Below are 18,159 nucleotides of genomic sequence, written 5' to 3'. Positions count from 1 at the left end.
TAGATGGAGGTGTCAGGAAATGACTGATAAAGAAATCATCGTCCCCCTCCTGCCGCTTAGAGGACTGCTTGTATATCCAACGATGGTACTTCATTTAGATGTAGGCCGAGATAAATCGGTACAAGCCCTTGAGAAAGCAATGGTGGAAGACCATCTTATATTTTTGACGACACAACAAGATGTTTCGTTGGACGAACCAGGTGAAGAAGATTTATTTACAATGGGAACTTTAACAAAGGTAAAACAGATGTTGAAGCTTCCGAATGGTACAATCCGGGTGTTGGTGGAAGGGTTGAACCGCGCAGAAGTCATGGAATTTTACGATTATGAGACACATTATGGTGCCAAGATTAAAATATATGAAGACAGTGATGAAAAGGATGCTGAACATCAAGCATTAATGCGCACACTACTGGATTATTTTGAACAATACATAAAAATGTCCAAGAAAATAACCGGTGAAACGTTTTCGTCCACTTCGGATATTGAAGAGCCTGGGCGATTGGCGGATATAATCGCTTCCCATTTGCCTTTGAAATTGAAGGAGAAGCAAGAAGTGCTTGAGACCATTGATATGAAAGAGCGTCTTAGCCGTGTAATCGAGATCATCAATAACGAGAAAGAAGTTCTTTTTCTCGAGAAAAAGATCGGCCAGCGTGTTAAACGTTCGATGGAACGTACTCAAAAGGAATATTATTTACGAGAGCAAATGAAAGCGATCCAAAAGGAATTGGGCGATAAAGAAGGAAAAACAGGGGAAATTGAAGTCCTGAACGAAAAGATAGAAGAAGCGGATATGCCTGAGCATATCAAAGAAACGGCATTAAAGGAATTGGACCGTTATGAAAAAGTTCCTTCGAGCTCAGCCGAAAGTTCTGTCATCCGCAACTATATCGAATGGCTGATCTCTCTTCCTTGGACCAAAGCGACCAAAGATGACTTGAATATTCATAAAGCCGAAAAAATCCTGAACCGGGATCACCATGGTTTGGAAAAGGTGAAGGAGCGTGTGCTTGAGTATTTGGCCGTACAGCAATTGACCAAATCATTGAAGGGACCGATCCTTTGCTTGGTGGGACCGCCAGGAGTCGGGAAAACGAGCTTGGCTAAATCGATCGCTTCATCCCTGAATAGGAATTTCGTCCGTATATCTTTAGGTGGGGTACGCGATGAATCAGAAATCCGCGGACATCGCCGCACATATGTAGGGGCAATGCCGGGACGGATCATTCAAGGCATGAAAAAAGCTGGTACGATCAATCCGGTCTTTTTACTGGACGAAGTGGATAAGATGTCCAATGACTTTAGGGGAGATCCATCTGCAGCGATGCTTGAGGTGCTCGATCCAGAGCAAAATCATAATTTCAGTGATCATTATATTGAAGAAACCTACGATCTTTCCAAAGTCATGTTCGTCGCAACGGCAAATAATTTGGGATCGATTCCTGGTCCGCTTCGTGATCGTATGGAAATCATTTCGATTGCAGGTTATACTGAGATAGAGAAACTTCATATAGCCAAGGATCACTTGCTGCCTAGACAGCTTGAAAACCATGGTTTATTGAAGACACAATTGCAAGTCCGTGAGGAAGCTCTTACAAAAATCATCCGTTACTATACTCGGGAAGCCGGTGTTCGGAGTCTGGAACGACAGCTTGCAGGCATCTGTCGGAAGACTGCAAAAATCATCGTGTCCGGAGATAAAAAGCGGGTCGTCATTGCTGAAAAGAATGTCGAGGAGTTTTTAGGGAAAACCATGTTCCATTATGGACAGGCGGAGGTCGAGAACCAAGTCGGTGTAGCTAATGGTTTAGCATACACGTCGGTAGGTGGCGATACGCTGCAAATCGAGGTTTCCTTATCACCAGGTAAAGGGAAGCTGATCCTGACAGGAAAGCTTGGCGATGTAATGAAAGAGTCAGCCCAGGCTGCTTTCAGTTTTGTCCGTTCGAAAACCGAGAAACTTCAGATTGATGCGAACTTCCATGAAAAATATGATATTCATATTCATGTCCCCGAAGGTGCGGTTCCAAAAGATGGCCCTTCTGCAGGCATCACGATTGCAACAGCGTTAATATCGGCCCTTACAAATAGGCCGATCAGAAAAGAGGTAGGCATGACAGGCGAAATTACATTACGCGGACGGGTTCTTCCGATCGGCGGGCTTAAAGAAAAATCTTTAGCGGCCCATCGCGCAGGACTTACGAAAATCATCATCCCGCAAAATAACGAAAAGGATATTGATGATATCCCGGAAAGTGTCCGTAAAGCATTAACATTTGTTCCAGTTTCACACGTCGATGAAGTCCTTGAGCATGCATTGGTAGGTGTGAACGAATGAAAGTAACAAGTTCAGATATTGTCATCAGTGCTGTGAAGCCTGAACAATATCCCAATACTCCAATACCGGAATTTGCCTTGGCAGGCCGTTCCAACGTTGGGAAGTCCAGTTTCATCAACAAAATGATCAATCGAAAAAATTTGGCGCGCACATCCTCTAAACCGGGTAAGACGCAGACCTTGAATTTTTATATCATAAATGAAGCACTCCATTTTGTGGATGTACCGGGTTATGGTTATGCAAAAGTATCCAAGACGGAGCGTGATGCTTGGGGGAAGATGATCGAAACGTACTTCACTTCCCGTGACCAGCTCCGCGCTGCGCTTCTGATCGTCGATTTGCGCCATCCGCCGACAAAGGATGATATCGCAATGTATGAATTCCTGAAGCATTATGACCTGCCCCGGATCGTCATTGCCACCAAAGCGGATAAAATTCCAAAAGGCAAATGGCAGAAACACTTGAAAATCACACGCCAAACGTTAAATATGGAAAAAGAAGATGAATTGCTTCTATTCTCTGGTGAAACAGGCGAAGGTAAGGAACAAGCATGGGGAGTCCTTAAGAAATATATGTAAAGGAAAAGGGTATTCCGCATCTGGAATACCCTTTTTCATTATGGAATCGAAAATCTTCACTTTTTTCGAACCAAAAAATAAATGCCGATCGCCATCAAGGCAAAGGGCCAAAACCTTTCGATGTTCGCGGTGGTTGTTTCAACAATCCCGAAAGACGTTGTGATTTTATCATAGAATAAGAATGTGATCGAGACGATGAATATGACCATTCCGTGAAACATTCCAGAATTTGTTTTACGTGCCCGGAGAATAAATCCCAGTGAGATGATTAAAATAAAGATACCTATATCATCCGGCCAAATCTCCAGGTTCTCGGCGATGTGGAAGTGAGCCCCGAACCCAAGTAAGATGACGCCTGGCAGGATGGACTCATATTCATTACCGCTATATGCCTGGATCAGGAAGGCGGCACCGACAATACATAATAAAGTGGGCCAGCTGAAAAAGCCCGGAAAGATTTCGATTTGGGAATGTTCAAGAAAAAAATAGAGCCCGAAACCGATTAAAACGATTCCTGGGAAAATACGATGCGTTTTCATTTTATCCTCCTATGCAATTCGATTACTTGAAGTTTTTTGCCATTTTTGATATGGTACTTTTGTACACAATGTCGAAATATGTATGTAACTTTACAAATCCCGCTTAGACACCTTTTGTAGCATTGAGGCGTTTTGGCTGTCTTTTCATGGTAGCATACGTTTTCATAAACTGTTCATATTATTTGCGTGAATCCATTTTAGTACATGGTATAATTAATTTACATGAAAAATTTTGGGGGTGCAAAACAAAAGGATGCATATTCTAGCGGTTGGTATAAATTACAAAACTGCCCCTGTAGAAATTCGGGAAAAACTATCGTTTAACGAAGCCGAACTTGCCGAGGCAATGAAAGCTCTTAAAAATAAAAAAAGCATCTTGGAAAATATTATTATTTCAACATGTAACAGGACGGAAATCTATGCGGTCGGGGACCAGCTTCATACAAGCAGGTATTATATCAAGGAATTTCTTTCAGAATGGTTTAACATCGATAAAGAAGAATTTTCTAAATATCTGTTCATTTATGAAGGCGATGGGGCTGTCGAGCATTTATTTTCAGTTACCTGCGGCTTGAATTCCATGATACTGGGAGAAACTCAGATTTTGGGACAAGTACGTTCAAGCTATTTGTTAGGGCAGAAGGAAGATACGATCGGTACCGTTTTTAACCATCTCTTCAAGCAAGCCCTTACATTAGCTAAAAAAGCTCATTCGGAAACCGAAATCAATACCAATGCCGTTTCCGTCAGCTATGCGGCAGTCGAGCTTGCAAAAAAAATCTTCGGAGGCCTGAACGGCAAGAATGTCTTGATTCTTGGGGCCGGTAAGATGGGTGAGCTGGCCATTCAAAATCTGCATAGCAATGGCGCCGACAGCATTACGGTCATTAACCGCACCTTTCAGAAAGCGGTCGACCTGGCTGAGAGATTCAATGGTACGGCCAAACAGCTGCAAGAGCTTCAATGCGCTTTAGTGGATACCGATATCCTGATTACTTCCACTGGTGCAAAAGATCTTCTTGTAACAAAAGAAATGATGTCATTCGTCAATAAGCTTCGGAAGGGCCGTCCTATTTTCATGGTCGATATCGCAGTGCCGCGTGACCTCGATCCAACATTGGCCGAGCTGGAAAATGTCTTCTTGTATGACATTGACGATCTGGAAGGGATCGTGCAAGCCAATATCGAAGAACGTAAAAAAGCTGCCGAGAAAATAGAAATGATGATCGAATCAGAAATCGTGGACTTCAACCAGTGGATTAATTTACTTGGTGTGGTTCCCGTCATTTCCTCTTTACGGGAAAAATCCCTATCGATACAAAAGGAAACGATGGAAAGCATCGAAAGAAAGCTTCCGCATTTGAGCGAACGTGACAAAAAAGTCCTGAACAAGCATACGAAAAGCATCATCAACCAAATGCTGAAGGATCCGATACTTTATGCAAAAGAGCTGGCAGATGAGCCGAATGCAAAAGAGCAATTAAATAATTTCGTGAAAATCTTCCATTTAGAGGAATTGATTGAAGACCAGCTGGTTGCGGATGAAAAAGAACGGAACAGCTCCAAGTCATCCCTATTGAATCCAGTTCCTGTCCAGTAATGAGGTAGATATGGAATTACTAATGACAAGATTGCATGAAGCCACTGTTTTGCTGTATGCCATCAGTATGCTTTTATATTTTATTGATTTCCTTAATAATAACCAGAAGGCGAACAGGGTCGCCTTCTGGTTGCTTTCTATTGTTTGGGTGCTGCAAACAATTTTTTTGTTTCTGTATGTGTTGAAAACGGGAAGGTTCCCGGTATTGACGATTTTTGAAGGCCTATATTTTTATGCATGGGTCCTCATATCGCTATCATTGATCATTAACCGATTGCTAAGAGTCGATTTTACGGTCTTTTTTACGAATGTATTAGGTTTCATGGTTATGGCCATCCATACCTTTGCACCTGTTCAGATAGAATCTCAAGTGCTTGCACAGCGCCTGGTTTCAGAGCTATTGCTCATACATATCACTTTTGCGATCCTATCATATGGGGCATTCACACTTTCTTTCGTTTTTTCAGTTTTATACTTAATTCAATATGATCTATTGAAACGGAAGAAGTGGGGAAAACGCCTGCTTCGACTTGGCGATTTAACAAAGCTCGAGCATATGTCCTATGTCCTCGCAGTTATAGGTGTTCCATTATTGGTGGTCTCCCTCATCCTGGGGATTCAATGGGCTTATATAAAAGTCCCTGGGGTATCCTGGCTGGACATGAAGATCATCGGCTCATTTATTTTGCTTATTGCTTACAGTGTGTTTTTATACTTGAAAATTCGGAAACAAATGTATGGAAGGACGCTAGCCTTTCTGAATATTGGATCTTTCATGATTGTGTTAATTAACTTTTTCCTTTTCGGAAGCCTTTCAACATTCCACTTTTGGAATACATAGGAGGAAACTATGAGAAAAATAATTGTCGGTTCAAGACGTAGTAAATTAGCGATCACCCAAACGAACTGGGTGATCGATCAACTTAAAGGACTTGGGGTCCCATACGAGTTCGAAGTGAAGGAAATTGTCACAAAGGGTGACCAAATCCTTGATGTAACACTTTCCAAGGTCGGCGGAAAGGGCTTATTCGTTAAAGAAATCGAACAAGCGATGCTGGATAAAGAAATTGATATGGCCGTACATAGTATGAAGGATATGCCGGCAGTGCTGCCTCCAGGTTTGACGATTGGCTGCATACCACCGAGGGAGGACCATCGGGATGCTTTGATATCAAAGAACCATGAAACCCTTTCCGAACTGAAGCCCGGTTCCATCATAGGTACTAGCAGCTTGCGGCGTGGCGCGCAAATTTTGGCTAGAAGGCCGGACCTTGAAATCAAATGGATTCGCGGAAATATCGATACCCGTCTGAATAAGCTGAAAACGGAAGATTATGATGCTATCATTTTAGCGGCAGCCGGACTATCAAGAATGGGTTGGGAGCAGGACATCGTAACGGAATTTTTAGATGAAGATATTTGCATTCCGGCAGTGGGACAAGGAGCTCTTTCCATTGAATGCCGTGAAGACGACAAAGAACTGCTGGCGGAACTTGCGAAATTGACATGTGAAAAAACGAAAAGAACGGTTGAAGCGGAACGTGCCTTTTTGGATAAAATGGAAGGCGGATGCCAGGTGCCGATTGCCGGTTTTGCGGTGGCAAAAGATAATGGGTCCGTTTCCTTGACGGCTTTGGTCGCTGCTCCGGATGGAAAGGTGATATATAAAGAAATGGTTGAAGGTGCTGATCCAGAGGCAGTTGGGCATGCTGCTGCCAAACAGATTAGCGAAATGGGCGGTAAAGAATTGATCGATCGCGTTAAAGAAGAGCTTGATCAGTAATGAACCCAGTTCAACCTCTTAAGGATTATCAGGTGTTAATCACCAGAGGGAAAGGACAGGCAGATGGTTTAAAAGAGTCGATCGAAAAAAATGGCGGAACGCCGCTTCTTGTGCCATTGCTTGAGTTCACTCTTCCAGATCATATGGAAGATGTGCAACAGCGGTTTGAAGAGTTGCTTACATATGACTGGATCATTCTGACCAGTCAAAATGGGGTGGATTTCTTCTTTAAGCTTCTTGGAAACCAGCCTCTGAAGCTTCCGAAAATAGCCGTAATCGGCTCCAAAACAGAAGCGGCCCTGAAACGGCATGGTTATAAGGCGGATTTCGTTCCAGCTCAGTTTGTTGCCGAAGGGTTCGTGGCGGAGTTCAATACCCTGCTTGATCCGGGGGCCCGCGTGTTGCTTGCAAAAGGAAATCTCGCAAGGGCGGTTATTGCGGAGGCGATCAATGAAGCTGGAGCAATCTGTGATGAAGTGATTATTTATCATACAGTGCTTCCTCGAAGCAGTGAAAAAAAGCTGGTGCAGCTTATAAAGAACCATGAAATCGACATCATGACCTTTACGAGTTCATCGACGGTCAATCATTTTTTACAGATCATGAAAAGCCATGAATTGGATACATACATAGACCGGATCATCATCGCCTGCATCGGGCCGATTGCCGCTAAAACGGCTGAAAAACATGGGCTATCCGTCGATGTCTGTCCAGATGTTTATACGACGGATGCCATGGTTGCGGAGTTAATACGCTTCATCTTGAAAAGAAATAAAAAGGGAGGAACTTTCAAATGAAAAACATTCCATTCAATCGCCACCGCCGCTTGCGCGCAAGTGCTGGCATGAGGGCTTTAGTCCGTGAAACACAATTGCATAAAGAGGATTTGATTTATCCGATCTTCGTCATCGACGGGGAAAATGTGAAAAATGAAATCAATTCCATGCCAGGTATCTATCAGCTTTCCATGGATAATTTGGGGGCCGAAATGGATGAAGTCGTGAGTCTGGGCATTAAATCAGTCATTTTATTCGGTGTCCCTTTTGATCATGATAAAGACGAACAGGGAACAGGGGCATTTCATCACAACGGACTTGTGCAAGAGGCCACCCGCTTTATTAAAAAACAATATCCTGAAGTTATTGTCATAGCGGATACCTGCCTTTGCGAGTATACAAGCCATGGCCATTGCGGGGTCGTTGAAGGGGAAAAAATCCTTAATGACGCTTCTCTTGACCTTCTTGCCAAAACGGCAATCAGCCAGGCTGAGGCCGGCGCAGACATCATTGCGCCTTCCAATATGATGGACGGTTTCGTTGCGGCCATCCGTGCAGGTCTGGATGAAGCGGGTTATGAAGATATTCCGATCATGTCCTATGCGGTGAAATATGCTTCGGCTTTTTACGGCCCATTCCGTGATGCTGCGAATGGTGCGCCACAATTTGGCGACAGGAAAACTTACCAAATGGATCCCGCCAATCGCCTTGAAGCGTTTCGTGAAGCTGAATCCGATGTTGCTGAAGGTGCGGACTTCCTAATCGTGAAACCAGCCCTTTCCTACATGGACATCATCAGGGACGTTAAGAATAACTTTAATCTTCCGATCGTTTCCTATAATGTCAGCGGTGAATATTCAATGGTCAAAGCTGCTGCCCAAAACGGCTGGATTGATGAAAAAGCGATAGTGATGGAAATGCTGACAGGCTTGAAACGCGCAGGTTCCGACTTGATCATTACGTATTTTTCAAAAGAGGTAGCACGCTGGATAAACGAAGATAATCAATGATAAAAAAATATAACCTGTAATGGAAAAAGGGGATTGAATCATGCGGTCATATGAAAAATCGAAAAAAGCTTTTGCCGAAGCAAAAAATTTGATGCCAGGCGGCGTGAACAGCCCGGTACGTGCCTTCAAATCTGTGGACATGGATCCCATTTTCATGGAGCGTGGAAAAGGCTCGAAAATGTATGATATCGATGGAAATGAATATATCGATTATGTTCTTTCATGGGGACCGCTCATCCTGGGTCACACGAATGACCGTGTCGTGGAATCATTGAAAAAAGTAGCGGAGTCAGGTACAAGCTTTGGAACCTCTACACTGATTGAGAATGAACTGGCCAAGTTGGTCATGGAACGGGTGCCTTCGATTGAAATGATCCGGATGGTATCATCAGGAACCGAAGCGACGATGAGTGCGCTAAGGCTGGCACGAGGCATAACAGGCCGTGATAAAATCCTGAAATTCGAAGGTTCCTACCATGGCCATGGCGATTCATTGCTGATCAAAGCGGGTTCCGGCGTTGCAACATTAGGTTTACCGGATAGCCCGGGTGTACCGGAAGGCATTGCAAAAAATACGATTACCGTAGCATATAATGATCTTGCTGCAACCAAATATGCGTTTGAACAATTTGGCGAAGACATTGCCTGTATCATCGTAGAACCTGTTGCAGGGAACATGGGCGTGGTTCCGCCACAACCTGGTTTCCTCGAAGGCTTACGTGAAGTGACGACCCAATACGGAGCTCTATTGATCTTTGACGAAGTCATGACAGGGTTCCGTGTCGACTATAATTGTGCACAAGGCTATTTTGGCATCGTACCTGACCTGACTTGCCTTGGGAAAGTAATTGGCGGCGGCTTGCCTGTCGGAGCATTCGGAGGCAAGCGCGAATTCATGGAACAAATTGCCCCGAGTGGGACAATCTATCAAGCGGGAACATTGTCCGGTAACCCTCTTGCCATGACGGCCGGCCTTGAAACGCTGAGCCAATTGACTCCAGAATCTTATGATGAGTTCACCCGAAAAGGGGATATGCTCGAAAAAGGAATTGGAGCGGCAGCGGATAAGTACGGTGTTCCCCATACATTCAACCGTGCCGGCTCCATGATTGGACTTTTCTTTACTAATGAAGATGTCGTAAACTATGATACAGCAAAAACATCCGATTTAGAGTTCTTTGCTTCCTACTATAGGGAAATGGCGAATCAAGGCATCTACTTGCCGCCGTCACAGTTTGAAGGGTTATTCCTTTCAACTGCACATAGTGATGAAGATATCGAAAAAACCATTGCAGCGGCAGAACAGGCTTTTGCCAAATTAAAAAAATGATTCAAGGCTTCATGAGCTTCCGCGATATTCGATAATGATAAATTTGAACTGGCTGCCATTTTCCAAAAAACTTTTGGAGAAAGGCAGCCAGTTTTTTTTGAATTCAATCCGTATGTGTAAGAACCGAATTTAATTGGAGGTAGGTCGAAATAATTGGTAGAAAGCAGAATTAATAGGGCGTTGGGAATTAATATGGCGGTAGGTCGAGTCGGATTTTTCAAGCTGAATGTTATTCCCGCTTTATTTTAGCCTGAAAATTGAACCTCCTTCTTTTAAAAGGTTCAGGGAATATCTAAGGAGTGCTGCAAATGAAATTAAGGAATAAACAGCTTCCTGTCTTCATAGATTGATATTGGTATAGGTACCGTTTCATGAAGCTGAAAGGAGGAGTTGTCTTGTCGCAAGAAAATGAATCGTATTTACGATTTTCTTTAGAGGAATCCGTTTGGTTCCAGAAGGGACAGGAAGTGGCTGAGCTATACTCGATTTCCCTTGATCCAAATGTGTCGATTCAAGAAAGTGATCAATATGTTTTTATACGAGGCTCGTTAGATTTAAGCGGTGAATACAAAGACTCGCAAAATGGTGAAGAAGAGGAGTTTTCGCAGACCTTTTTGCCAAAGGCGGTTCAAAAGGTCGAGAGGCATCCCAATGGACTTAATGAGTTCACACACCGTTTTCCGGTTGATATAACGATTCCGAATAATCGGATTGCCTCTTTGGATGAGGTTGATGTCTCGATTCAAAGCTTTGACTATGCCATGCCAGAGCATAACTGCTTGAAATTGCAGGCGGACCTTTTGATAACCGGAATCTATAATGATTCATATGTGGAAGAACGGTTTGATACTGAGCAGGAAGTTGGGGAAACGGAGGATCAGGAAGAAACGGATGGGGAAAATGAGTCATATATTCCTTATGCAGCGGCAGTGCCGCCAATCCCGGATTTTCAGCCCGTTTTCCGTGATGAGGAGGAAGAAGAGTTATACGCGCCTTTTACTGCAGAGTCAAAACGGGTTTCTGAAGCAAATGAAGAAGAAGAAGAGGAACCGATTTATTTAAGCGATCAGCATAATGCTCCCGTTTTTGAAATTCCCGTTTCACCATATCCTGAAGAGGAGGAATGGGAAACGGAAGTGCATAGACAGGAAGAAGTCGAAGCTGTAGAGGAAGAAGTGATTGGTGATCCGCCTGACTCCACGGAAAAGGTACCTTTCATGGGAGAGGCAAAATTGGAGGAAGAACCAAGCAGGCAGGATTCCTTGGAGATTCCTAGAGTGACATTTATAGAAGAAGTAGAAGAAGAACCAAGTCAAGCAACCAATCATCAAAGTAGCCCAGTTTCAAATGTAGAAACCGAGGATGTCATCCGGCAGGAAGACGATGCCGTTGCAGCGGGTCCTATCCTTAATGAGAGTGTGAAGGTGGAGCAGGAAGAGGAATCCAATTCGTCCATAAGCGATCTATTCAAAAAGAGGGAAAGACCTGCGCCTCCGGCTAAGGAGGGTAAGAATTTCAAAGGCAGGAAACAAGCAGCGGAACGTGATGAAAAAGAAACGGCCGATCATGATGAAAAGCAGCTTTCCATCATGGATTTATTCGGACGGAAACAAGAAGAAGAACTGGTAAGGATGAAGGTTTGCATTGTTCAGCAAGGGGAAACGCTTGATGACTTGGCTCAGCGATATGATGTTACGGTTCAATCGATACTTTTCAGCAATGAATTGGAGTCGAATCAGAACGTCCATGAAGGGCAAGTCATTTATATACCGAAGGCGGTTGCGTATAAGAATTGACCGGGACAGAGAGCGGGGCATATGCTCTGCTCCTGTTTTTTAAATGCTAGAGGAATCGGATTGTTTAGTTTTTTTAGAGAAAGTGAGTGAGTCTCGTGAGGGAAAACGAGAATCAGCAGCCTGCCAATCGGGATCGGGACACGGAGACCGTATTGAAGGAATATGCCATGTATGTACAATATATTGAGGACTTTGGGCGTGTGAAAAAAGTATACAGTGATCGCGGTACATTTGCCTTGAAATCCATGTTACCGCATAACGGCATTGATTTTATCAAAAATGTTCAAAAACTGTACCATCGCGGCTATAATCGAATCGTTCCCATTTATCAAACGATGGATCAGCGTTACGCCGTTCTTCATAATGGACGTTTGTATTACCTGATGCCCTGGCTCAATGATGAAAGGGACGGGGAGCGCGATGAAAAGCATAAGCAATTGTTCAGGGAGCTTGCTCGGATGCATACACTTTCCGTTAAGGAAATACAAGTGGATATTGAGGAACGGGAAGCCCATTATGAGCGGACGCTTGATGCCTGGAATAACGAAAAGGAATTTATAGAAGAGTATATTGTCAGCTGTGAAAAGAAGTGGTATATGTCTCCATTCGAACTGACGGTTTGTTCTTTCTACACTGATATTTCACAGGCTCTGAAGTACTCGATCAAGAAGTTTGAAACCTGGTATGAAAAAACGAAGGATAGTGAAAAGGTTCGAACCGTGGTAACGCACGGAAAGGTTTCTTTGAAGCATTTCGTTTATGATGAGCGGGGATATGGCTACTTCATCAATTTTGAGAATTCGAATACGGCTCCGCCGCATTTCGATTTACTGCCATTTCTCGTTAAATCGGCCAGGACCTATCCTGTCCAAAGCGATGACTGTGTTGACTGGCTATATAACTATTTTCGTTATTTTCCGTTAAAAGAAGAAGAATTATTGCTCATGCAAAGTTATCTGGCATTCCCTGGATCAGCTTTGGAATTAGTGAAGGGTTATTCCGATGGCAGGAGCCATCGTTCAGAGCTTGATAATGTCACGCAACTGCAGCGGCAATTTTGGCTATTGAAAAATATTGAATATATGGTGATGAGAATCGAAGAAATCGAACAGAAGAAAAAGGCCGCTGCCGAGGCTGCCAAAGAAGAACAATCACCCCCAAGCTAAATATACATGATTGGATCATCTCCAGTCATGTATATTTTTTTGCTGTAAGGGAATAATTAAATCCATTCGAAATACAAAGACATGGCCAGGAAAATAAACGCGATAAGCAGGAGCATATCGAAGAAAGTCGGGAAAATCAGCGTACGTAATCCTTGGAATACGATAAAGGGGACGATGAACTGCTGGCAGACACCGCGGAATTTTTTCACCCAAGGCGGTAAAGTATAGGGAGTATATCTTCGCTTCATAATATTACCTTCCTTTTTAGGACTTCTTATATTCTATGGGTGGGCAGTGAAAAAGGTGAAACAGCCGTCACATTCACTGTTCCTGGAGGATAAAATAAAGAAAATGAACATGAATGCATCAAATGGGATGATTCCTGAGAAAGTAAGCGAAAAGATGATTGACTGGAGCCCCATGTTTTTTGTACTATATACTATATGCATTCAATGTTTTTACATATGAATATAAATCAATGCAAAGACCGGAAATAGTAAGATGAAATGCACTTTTCAGAGAGGAAACCAAATTGGTGCGAGGTTTCCAGGCAGCAGCATCCGAAGTCGTCCGCGAGCAGTCTTCGTGAACTTCTTAGTAGCGAAGGCCGGTGAAGAGCCGTTATCCGATTTGAGAGCCGAAAGGGATTTTTTTCTTTTTCGGAAAAAAGGTGGCACCGCGAACAACTTCCTTCGTCCTTTTGTGATGATGGAAGTTTTTTTTATGCCCAAAAAGGAGGAAATGATATGGAAGAGAACCAAATTTCTATGCCGACTAAATATGATCCGCAGACGATAGAGAAAGGCCGCTACAAATGGTGGCTTGATGGAAAGTTTTTCGAAACGACAGGTGACGATAAAAAAGAACCATATACGATTGTCATCCCGCCGCCTAACGTTACAGGTAAGCTGCATCTTGGCCACGCTTGGGATACGACACTTCAAGATATATTGACACGCATGAAAAGGATGCAGGGCTATGATGTTTTATGGTTACCAGGCATGGACCATGCAGGTATCGCCACTCAAGCGAAAGTAGAACAGAAACTTCGTGCGGATGGCGTGAGCCGTTATGACCTTGGGCGTGAAAAATTCGTGGAAGAGACATGGAAATGGAAAGAGGAATATGCGAGCCATATTCGTGAACAATGGTCAAAGCTAGGTCTTGGACTTGATTATACACGTGAACGTTTCACTCTGGATGAAGGGCTTTCAAAAGCAGTGCGCGAAGTGTTCGTTTCGCTTTATAACAAGGGCTTGATTTATCGCGGCGAATACATCATCAACTGGGATCCATCAACGAAAACGGCGTTATCCGATATCGAGGTTATTTACAAAGATGTGCAGGGCGCATTTTACCATATGAAATATCCATTGGTTGACGGATCGGGTGAAATTGAAATTGCCACCACCCGTCCAGAAACGATGCTTGGCGATACTGCTGTTGCTGTACACCCTGAAGATGACCGTTATAAACACTTGATCGGCAAAAAGGTCCGCTTGCCAATTACAGGCCGGGAAATCCCGATTGTCGGTGATGATTATGTCGATATGGAATTCGGTTCAGGCGCGGTCAAAATTACTCCTGCTCATGACCCGAATGACTTCGAAATCGGGAACCGTCACGATTTGGAGCGCATCCTTGTCATGCATGAAGATGGCTCGATGAATGAAAAGGCCGGTAAATATGAAGGCATGGACCGTTTTGAATGCCGTAAGCAAATCGTCAAGGACCTTCAGGAAGAAGGAGTACTCTTCAAAATCGAAGATCACCTTCACTCAGTAGGCCATTCAGAGAGAAGCGGTGCTGTTGTTGAACCATATCTTTCGACGCAATGGTTCGTTAAGATGCAGCCGCTGGCTGATGCTTCCGTTGAGCTTCAAAAAGGAACCGATGAGGAAAAAGTTCATTTCGTACCGGACCGTTTCGAGAAAACGTACCTGCATTGGATGGAAAATATCCGCGACTGGTGCATTTCCCGTCAGCTTTGGTGGGGTCACCGCATTCCCGCCTGGTACCATAAAGAAACAGGTGAAGTGTATGTAGGTCATGAAGAGCCTGCGGACGCTGAAAACTGGGAACAAGATACAGATGTGCTTGATACATGGTTCAGCTCGGCATTATGGCCATTCTCGACTATGGGCTGGCCTGACAAGGACAGTGTCGATTTCCAACGTTACTATCCAACCGGGGCACTTGTGACAGGCTATGATATCATTTTCTTCTGGGTATCGCGGATGATTTTCCAAGCTCTTGAGTTCACAGGTGAACGACCATTTGAAGATGTGCTGATCCACGGTCTGGTTCGTGACGAACAGGGGCGCAAGATGAGTAAATCGCTAGGCAATGGTGTCGATCCGATGGATGTCATCGATCAATACGGTGCCGATTCCCTGCGTTACTTCTTATCTACGGGCAGCTCGCCAGGCCAGGACCTCCGTTATAGTACGGAAAAAGTCGAAGCAGTTTGGAATTTCTCCAATAAGATTTGGAACGCATCACGTTTTGCTTTGATGAACATGAATGGCATGACGTATGACGAAATCGATTTAAGCGGTGAGAAGTCTGTTGCCGATAAATGGATCTTGACGCGTTTGAATGAAACGATTTCCAACGTAACCAGACTTGCGGACCGTTATGAGTTTGGTGAAGTGGGCCGTGTGCTATACAACTTCATTTGGGATGACTTCTGTGACTGGTATATTGAAATGGCGAAGCTTCCGCTATATGGAGAAGACGAAGCGGCTAAGAAAACGACGCGCTCGATCTTGGCGTATGTACTGGATAACACAATGAGATTGTTACACCCGTTCATGCCATTCATTACCGAAGAAATTTGGCAGAACCTACCTCACCAAGGTGAGTCCATCACTGTTGCCGCTTGGCCGGAAGTGAATGAAGAGTTGACAGATACAGCTGCAGCCGAGGAAATGAAGCTGCTTGTTGAAATCATCCGCTCCGTCCGTAATATCCGTGCTGAGGTGAACACACCGCTAAGCAAAAAAATCAATTTGATTTTAAAAGCGAAAGATGAGGCCATCTTAGCGACATTACAGAAAAACAGCAGCTATATCGAGCGTTTCTGTAATCCTGAACAATTGACGATCGGAATCGAAGTCGAAGAGCCTGCTCAAGCCATGACAGCTGTCGTAACTGGTGTAGAACTAATCCTTCCGCTTACAGGACTGATCAATATTGACGAAGAAGTGAAACGTCTTGAAAAAGAACTCGACAAACTTAATAAAGAAGTTGAGCGTGTACAGAAAAAATTAGGCAACGAGGGCTTCGTTAAAAAGGCGCCGGCAAGCGTCATCGAAGAAGAACGTGCCAAGGAAAAAGACTATAGCGAAAAACGCGACTCTGTAATCCACAGGATCAGCGAACTGAAACAACTGTAAAACAAAAGGATGAACCAGCTTGAAGCCGGTTCATCCTTTTTCTGTTTAAAAGCTATTTAAGAAGAGGATATGCTTTCTTTTATGAATGTAAGGTACTCCCATACGATATTCATATCACTTAGTGCACTTAGTGTCCGGCTCCCGACGACATCCTCAATTTCGTTCAGCATGAGGCTGCCATCTTCGGCAAATATGAAATCGATACCGACCAGGCCGAAATCAAATGATCTCATTACTCTTTCAACAAGGGCTAATTCAGATGCAGTCAGCTCATATAGCGAAGCCGATCCGCCCAGCGTATAATTTGCCTTGAAACTGGAAGCGGATTCCCTGAGTACAGCAGCCTTCACTTTATTACCAACCACAAAAACGCGGATATCCCTACCGAATAAGCCAGGTTTTTGGACTATCCAATTCCCATCATTCAGTTGGGCAAGATCATCGGCATGCTCGATTAGAAATACTTGTTTCCCGCCGCGGCCGCTAGTTTCTTTAGCAATGAAAGGGAGCTCCATGTCATTAGCACCCGGCCTTCCGTTACAATAAACGGTATCGGCCATTGGAATCCCCAGCGAGGACAAATATTGATGCGTCTTTGCTTTGTCATTCGCGATTTCCGATACGAAGGAGGAGTTAAAGCAAGCAATCCCCAATTGCTCAAGTTGCTTTGTAAAAAAAGGATCGATGGTCCGGACGATGGCAAAGTCCGGCAATGAAATTGGCTGCATTTCATGTTCAACATATAACTTGTTGAAACGATGACCGATCCTAAGGTCTTCCCGAAAGTGAAAGTGTAAATCAAGATCAAGCTTACTGGCTTCGTCAAGCATCCAATCTATGTATCCTTTATTTTTCAAGGCATCCTCACGGTTATAAATCAACCAGCCTGCTTGTTTTTTCATCAGGTGCACTTCCTTTTCCTAATTCTTTCAAGATATAATCGAACATGCTATCGGCGATGTTGATGCCAGTACATTCATAAATGTTCAATAAATGCGAATTTGAATTCACTTCGCACAAAAGCGGACCTTCTTCACCAAACAGCAAATCGACACCAGCGAAGGCGGCACCCAGAATTTGCGCACATCGAATGGCAAGTTGTGCTTCTTCACTGGTGGGGATATATGGTGCAGCCTGCCCCCCGGCAGTCATATTAGCTCGGAAGTCCTGCTCGGAATGACGTTGCATCGCTGCTATGACTTGATTGCCCACGACATTCACGCGAATATCCCGACCTTTACTGTGCTCGATGAATTCCTGGATGATAAATGGTTTGTGGCCAAGATCACGGATCGTCTTCAGTAACTCATCCTCTGTTTGGATTAAATATACTTGTTCCCCAAAAGAACCGTATGCTTCCTTAACGATAAGAGGATACCCGAGTTCATTGCCGATTTGGATAAAAGCATCCATATTGACCCTTTCAATCCCTTCGTACGTAAAAGGGGGAAATATGGTTTTCGGCATCGGTATCCCATGCCCTGTTAAGGCTTGATGTGTTTTTGCTTTGCTGTCGCAAATATCGATTGCTGCACTGCTGTTATATACGGGGATGCCGATCAATTCCAAATGGCGCGCCAAATGAATGTCTTTATCCATGAACAGAACAAAATCCGGCAGCTTATCAAAGGTTCCTTTAAGCAGAGGCACTCCTTTTTCGATTATGGGCATGAGATCTGAATTGCGGATAAGGGTTGCCGTGATATCTTTCCTTTCAGCAGCCTCTTTAATGAACAAAGCTAAACTGGAAAACTTATCATGCTGTAAATAGCCGTTGACGACAATCCAACAGTGGAAATCTGAAGGTTTCATGGTAAAACACTGCCTTTCATCTAGGTTAAT

General features: G+C 43.9%; 15 protein-coding genes and 1 other annotated feature. Of the genes, 11 read left to right on the top strand and 4 right to left on the bottom strand.

Going from position 1 to position 18,159, the window contains the following annotated elements; translation table 11 throughout:
* Positions 1-19: 19 nt before the first annotated feature.
* On the top strand, positions 20-2,341 hold the full coding sequence (gene lon, locus MKX49_RS17130; protein WP_054400085.1) for an endopeptidase La: 2,322 nt from the start codon (positions 20-22) through the stop codon (positions 2,339-2,341).
* The gene (gene yihA, locus MKX49_RS17125; RefSeq protein WP_034308918.1) at positions 2,338-2,919 is read left to right on the top strand and encodes a ribosome biogenesis GTP-binding protein YihA/YsxC; all 582 of its coding nucleotides are present in this window, start codon (positions 2,338-2,340) and stop codon (positions 2,917-2,919) included. Before lon ends, yihA begins: the two co-directional genes overlap by 4 nt.
* Positions 2,920-2,975: 56 nt before the next feature.
* Here yihA and MKX49_RS17120 read toward each other — a convergent pair whose 3' ends face one another.
* A complete protein-coding gene (locus tag MKX49_RS17120) occupies positions 2,976-3,458 on the bottom strand; it encodes a LiaI-LiaF-like domain-containing protein (protein ID WP_034308917.1) in 483 nt (160 codons plus the stop codon).
* Between the two features lie 253 nt (positions 3,459-3,711).
* On the opposite strand from MKX49_RS17120, the gene hemA reads away from it, so the two are divergent.
* From hemA to ysxE, 8 genes are all read left to right on the top strand, one after another.
* Complete coding sequence (gene hemA, locus MKX49_RS17115) at positions 3,712-5,058, top strand: glutamyl-tRNA reductase (RefSeq protein ID WP_034308915.1); 1,347 nt, start codon at positions 3,712-3,714, stop codon at positions 5,056-5,058.
* Between the two features lie 10 nt (positions 5,059-5,068).
* Positions 5,069-5,899 carry a cytochrome C assembly family protein gene (locus MKX49_RS17110; RefSeq protein ID WP_034308913.1) on the top strand — a complete coding sequence of 277 codons (831 nt, stop codon included), beginning with the start codon at positions 5,069-5,071 and terminating at the stop codon, positions 5,897-5,899.
* A 9-nt stretch (positions 5,900-5,908) separates the two neighbouring features.
* Entirely contained in the window at positions 5,909-6,841 is a 933-nt protein-coding gene (gene hemC, locus MKX49_RS17105) for a hydroxymethylbilane synthase (RefSeq protein WP_034308911.1), read from the top strand.
* Positions 6,841-7,638: a uroporphyrinogen-III synthase gene (locus MKX49_RS17100; protein ID WP_241634776.1), complete on the top strand. Its 798-nt coding sequence runs from the start codon at positions 6,841-6,843 to the stop codon at positions 7,636-7,638. Before hemC ends, MKX49_RS17100 begins: the two co-directional genes overlap by 1 nt.
* Positions 7,635-8,627 carry a porphobilinogen synthase gene (gene hemB / locus MKX49_RS17095; RefSeq protein WP_072273336.1) on the top strand — a complete coding sequence of 331 codons (993 nt, stop codon included), beginning with the start codon at positions 7,635-7,637 and terminating at the stop codon, positions 8,625-8,627. The genes MKX49_RS17100 and hemB overlap by 4 nt, the downstream gene beginning before the upstream one ends.
* Positions 8,628-8,667: 40 nt before the next feature.
* Positions 8,668-9,957 carry a glutamate-1-semialdehyde 2,1-aminomutase gene (gene hemL / locus MKX49_RS17090; protein ID WP_048688905.1) on the top strand — a complete coding sequence of 430 codons (1,290 nt, stop codon included), beginning with the start codon at positions 8,668-8,670 and terminating at the stop codon, positions 9,955-9,957.
* A 395-nt stretch (positions 9,958-10,352) separates the two neighbouring features.
* Positions 10,353-11,753, top strand: a complete 1,401-nt coding sequence (spoVID, locus tag MKX49_RS17085) for a stage VI sporulation protein D (protein ID WP_340877132.1) — start codon at positions 10,353-10,355, stop codon at positions 11,751-11,753.
* Positions 11,754-11,848: 95 nt separating this feature from the next.
* On the top strand, positions 11,849-12,919 hold the full coding sequence (ysxE, locus tag MKX49_RS17080; protein WP_340877131.1) for a spore coat protein YsxE: 1,071 nt from the start codon (positions 11,849-11,851) through the stop codon (positions 12,917-12,919).
* Positions 12,920-12,975: 56 nt separating this feature from the next.
* Here ysxE and MKX49_RS17075 read toward each other — a convergent pair whose 3' ends face one another.
* A complete protein-coding gene (locus tag MKX49_RS17075) occupies positions 12,976-13,167 on the bottom strand; it encodes a hypothetical protein (protein ID WP_034308896.1) in 192 nt (63 codons plus the stop codon).
* Positions 13,168-13,393: 226 nt separating this feature from the next.
* Positions 13,394-13,622, top strand: a binding site (T-box leader).
* 43 nt (positions 13,623-13,665) lie between these two features.
* Between MKX49_RS17075 and MKX49_RS17070 the strand changes: the two genes are divergently transcribed.
* A complete protein-coding gene (locus tag MKX49_RS17070; protein WP_034308891.1) occupies positions 13,666-16,317 on the top strand; it encodes a valine--tRNA ligase in 2,652 nt (883 codons plus the stop codon).
* 56 nt (positions 16,318-16,373) lie between these two features.
* Here MKX49_RS17070 and MKX49_RS17065 read toward each other — a convergent pair whose 3' ends face one another.
* Together MKX49_RS17065 and MKX49_RS17060 are read right to left on the bottom strand one after the other, a co-directional pair.
* Positions 16,374-17,219 (bottom strand): ATP-grasp domain-containing protein, encoded by an 846-nt coding sequence (locus MKX49_RS17065; RefSeq protein WP_340877130.1) that lies wholly within the window; start codon positions 17,217-17,219, stop codon positions 16,374-16,376.
* Positions 17,188-18,129 (bottom strand): ATP-grasp domain-containing protein, encoded by a 942-nt coding sequence (locus MKX49_RS17060; RefSeq protein ID WP_340877129.1) that lies wholly within the window; start codon positions 18,127-18,129, stop codon positions 17,188-17,190. The genes MKX49_RS17065 and MKX49_RS17060 overlap by 32 nt, the downstream gene beginning before the upstream one ends.
* Positions 18,130-18,159: the final 30 nt, after the last annotated feature.

The organism is Peribacillus sp. FSL M8-0224 (assembly GCF_038003055.1).
GTDB classification, from domain to species: Bacteria; Bacillota; Bacilli; order Bacillales; family DSM-1321; genus Peribacillus; species Peribacillus frigoritolerans.
The sequence above is the reverse complement of the archived record's forward strand: the minus strand, read 5'-3'. Positions and strand labels throughout refer to the sequence as shown.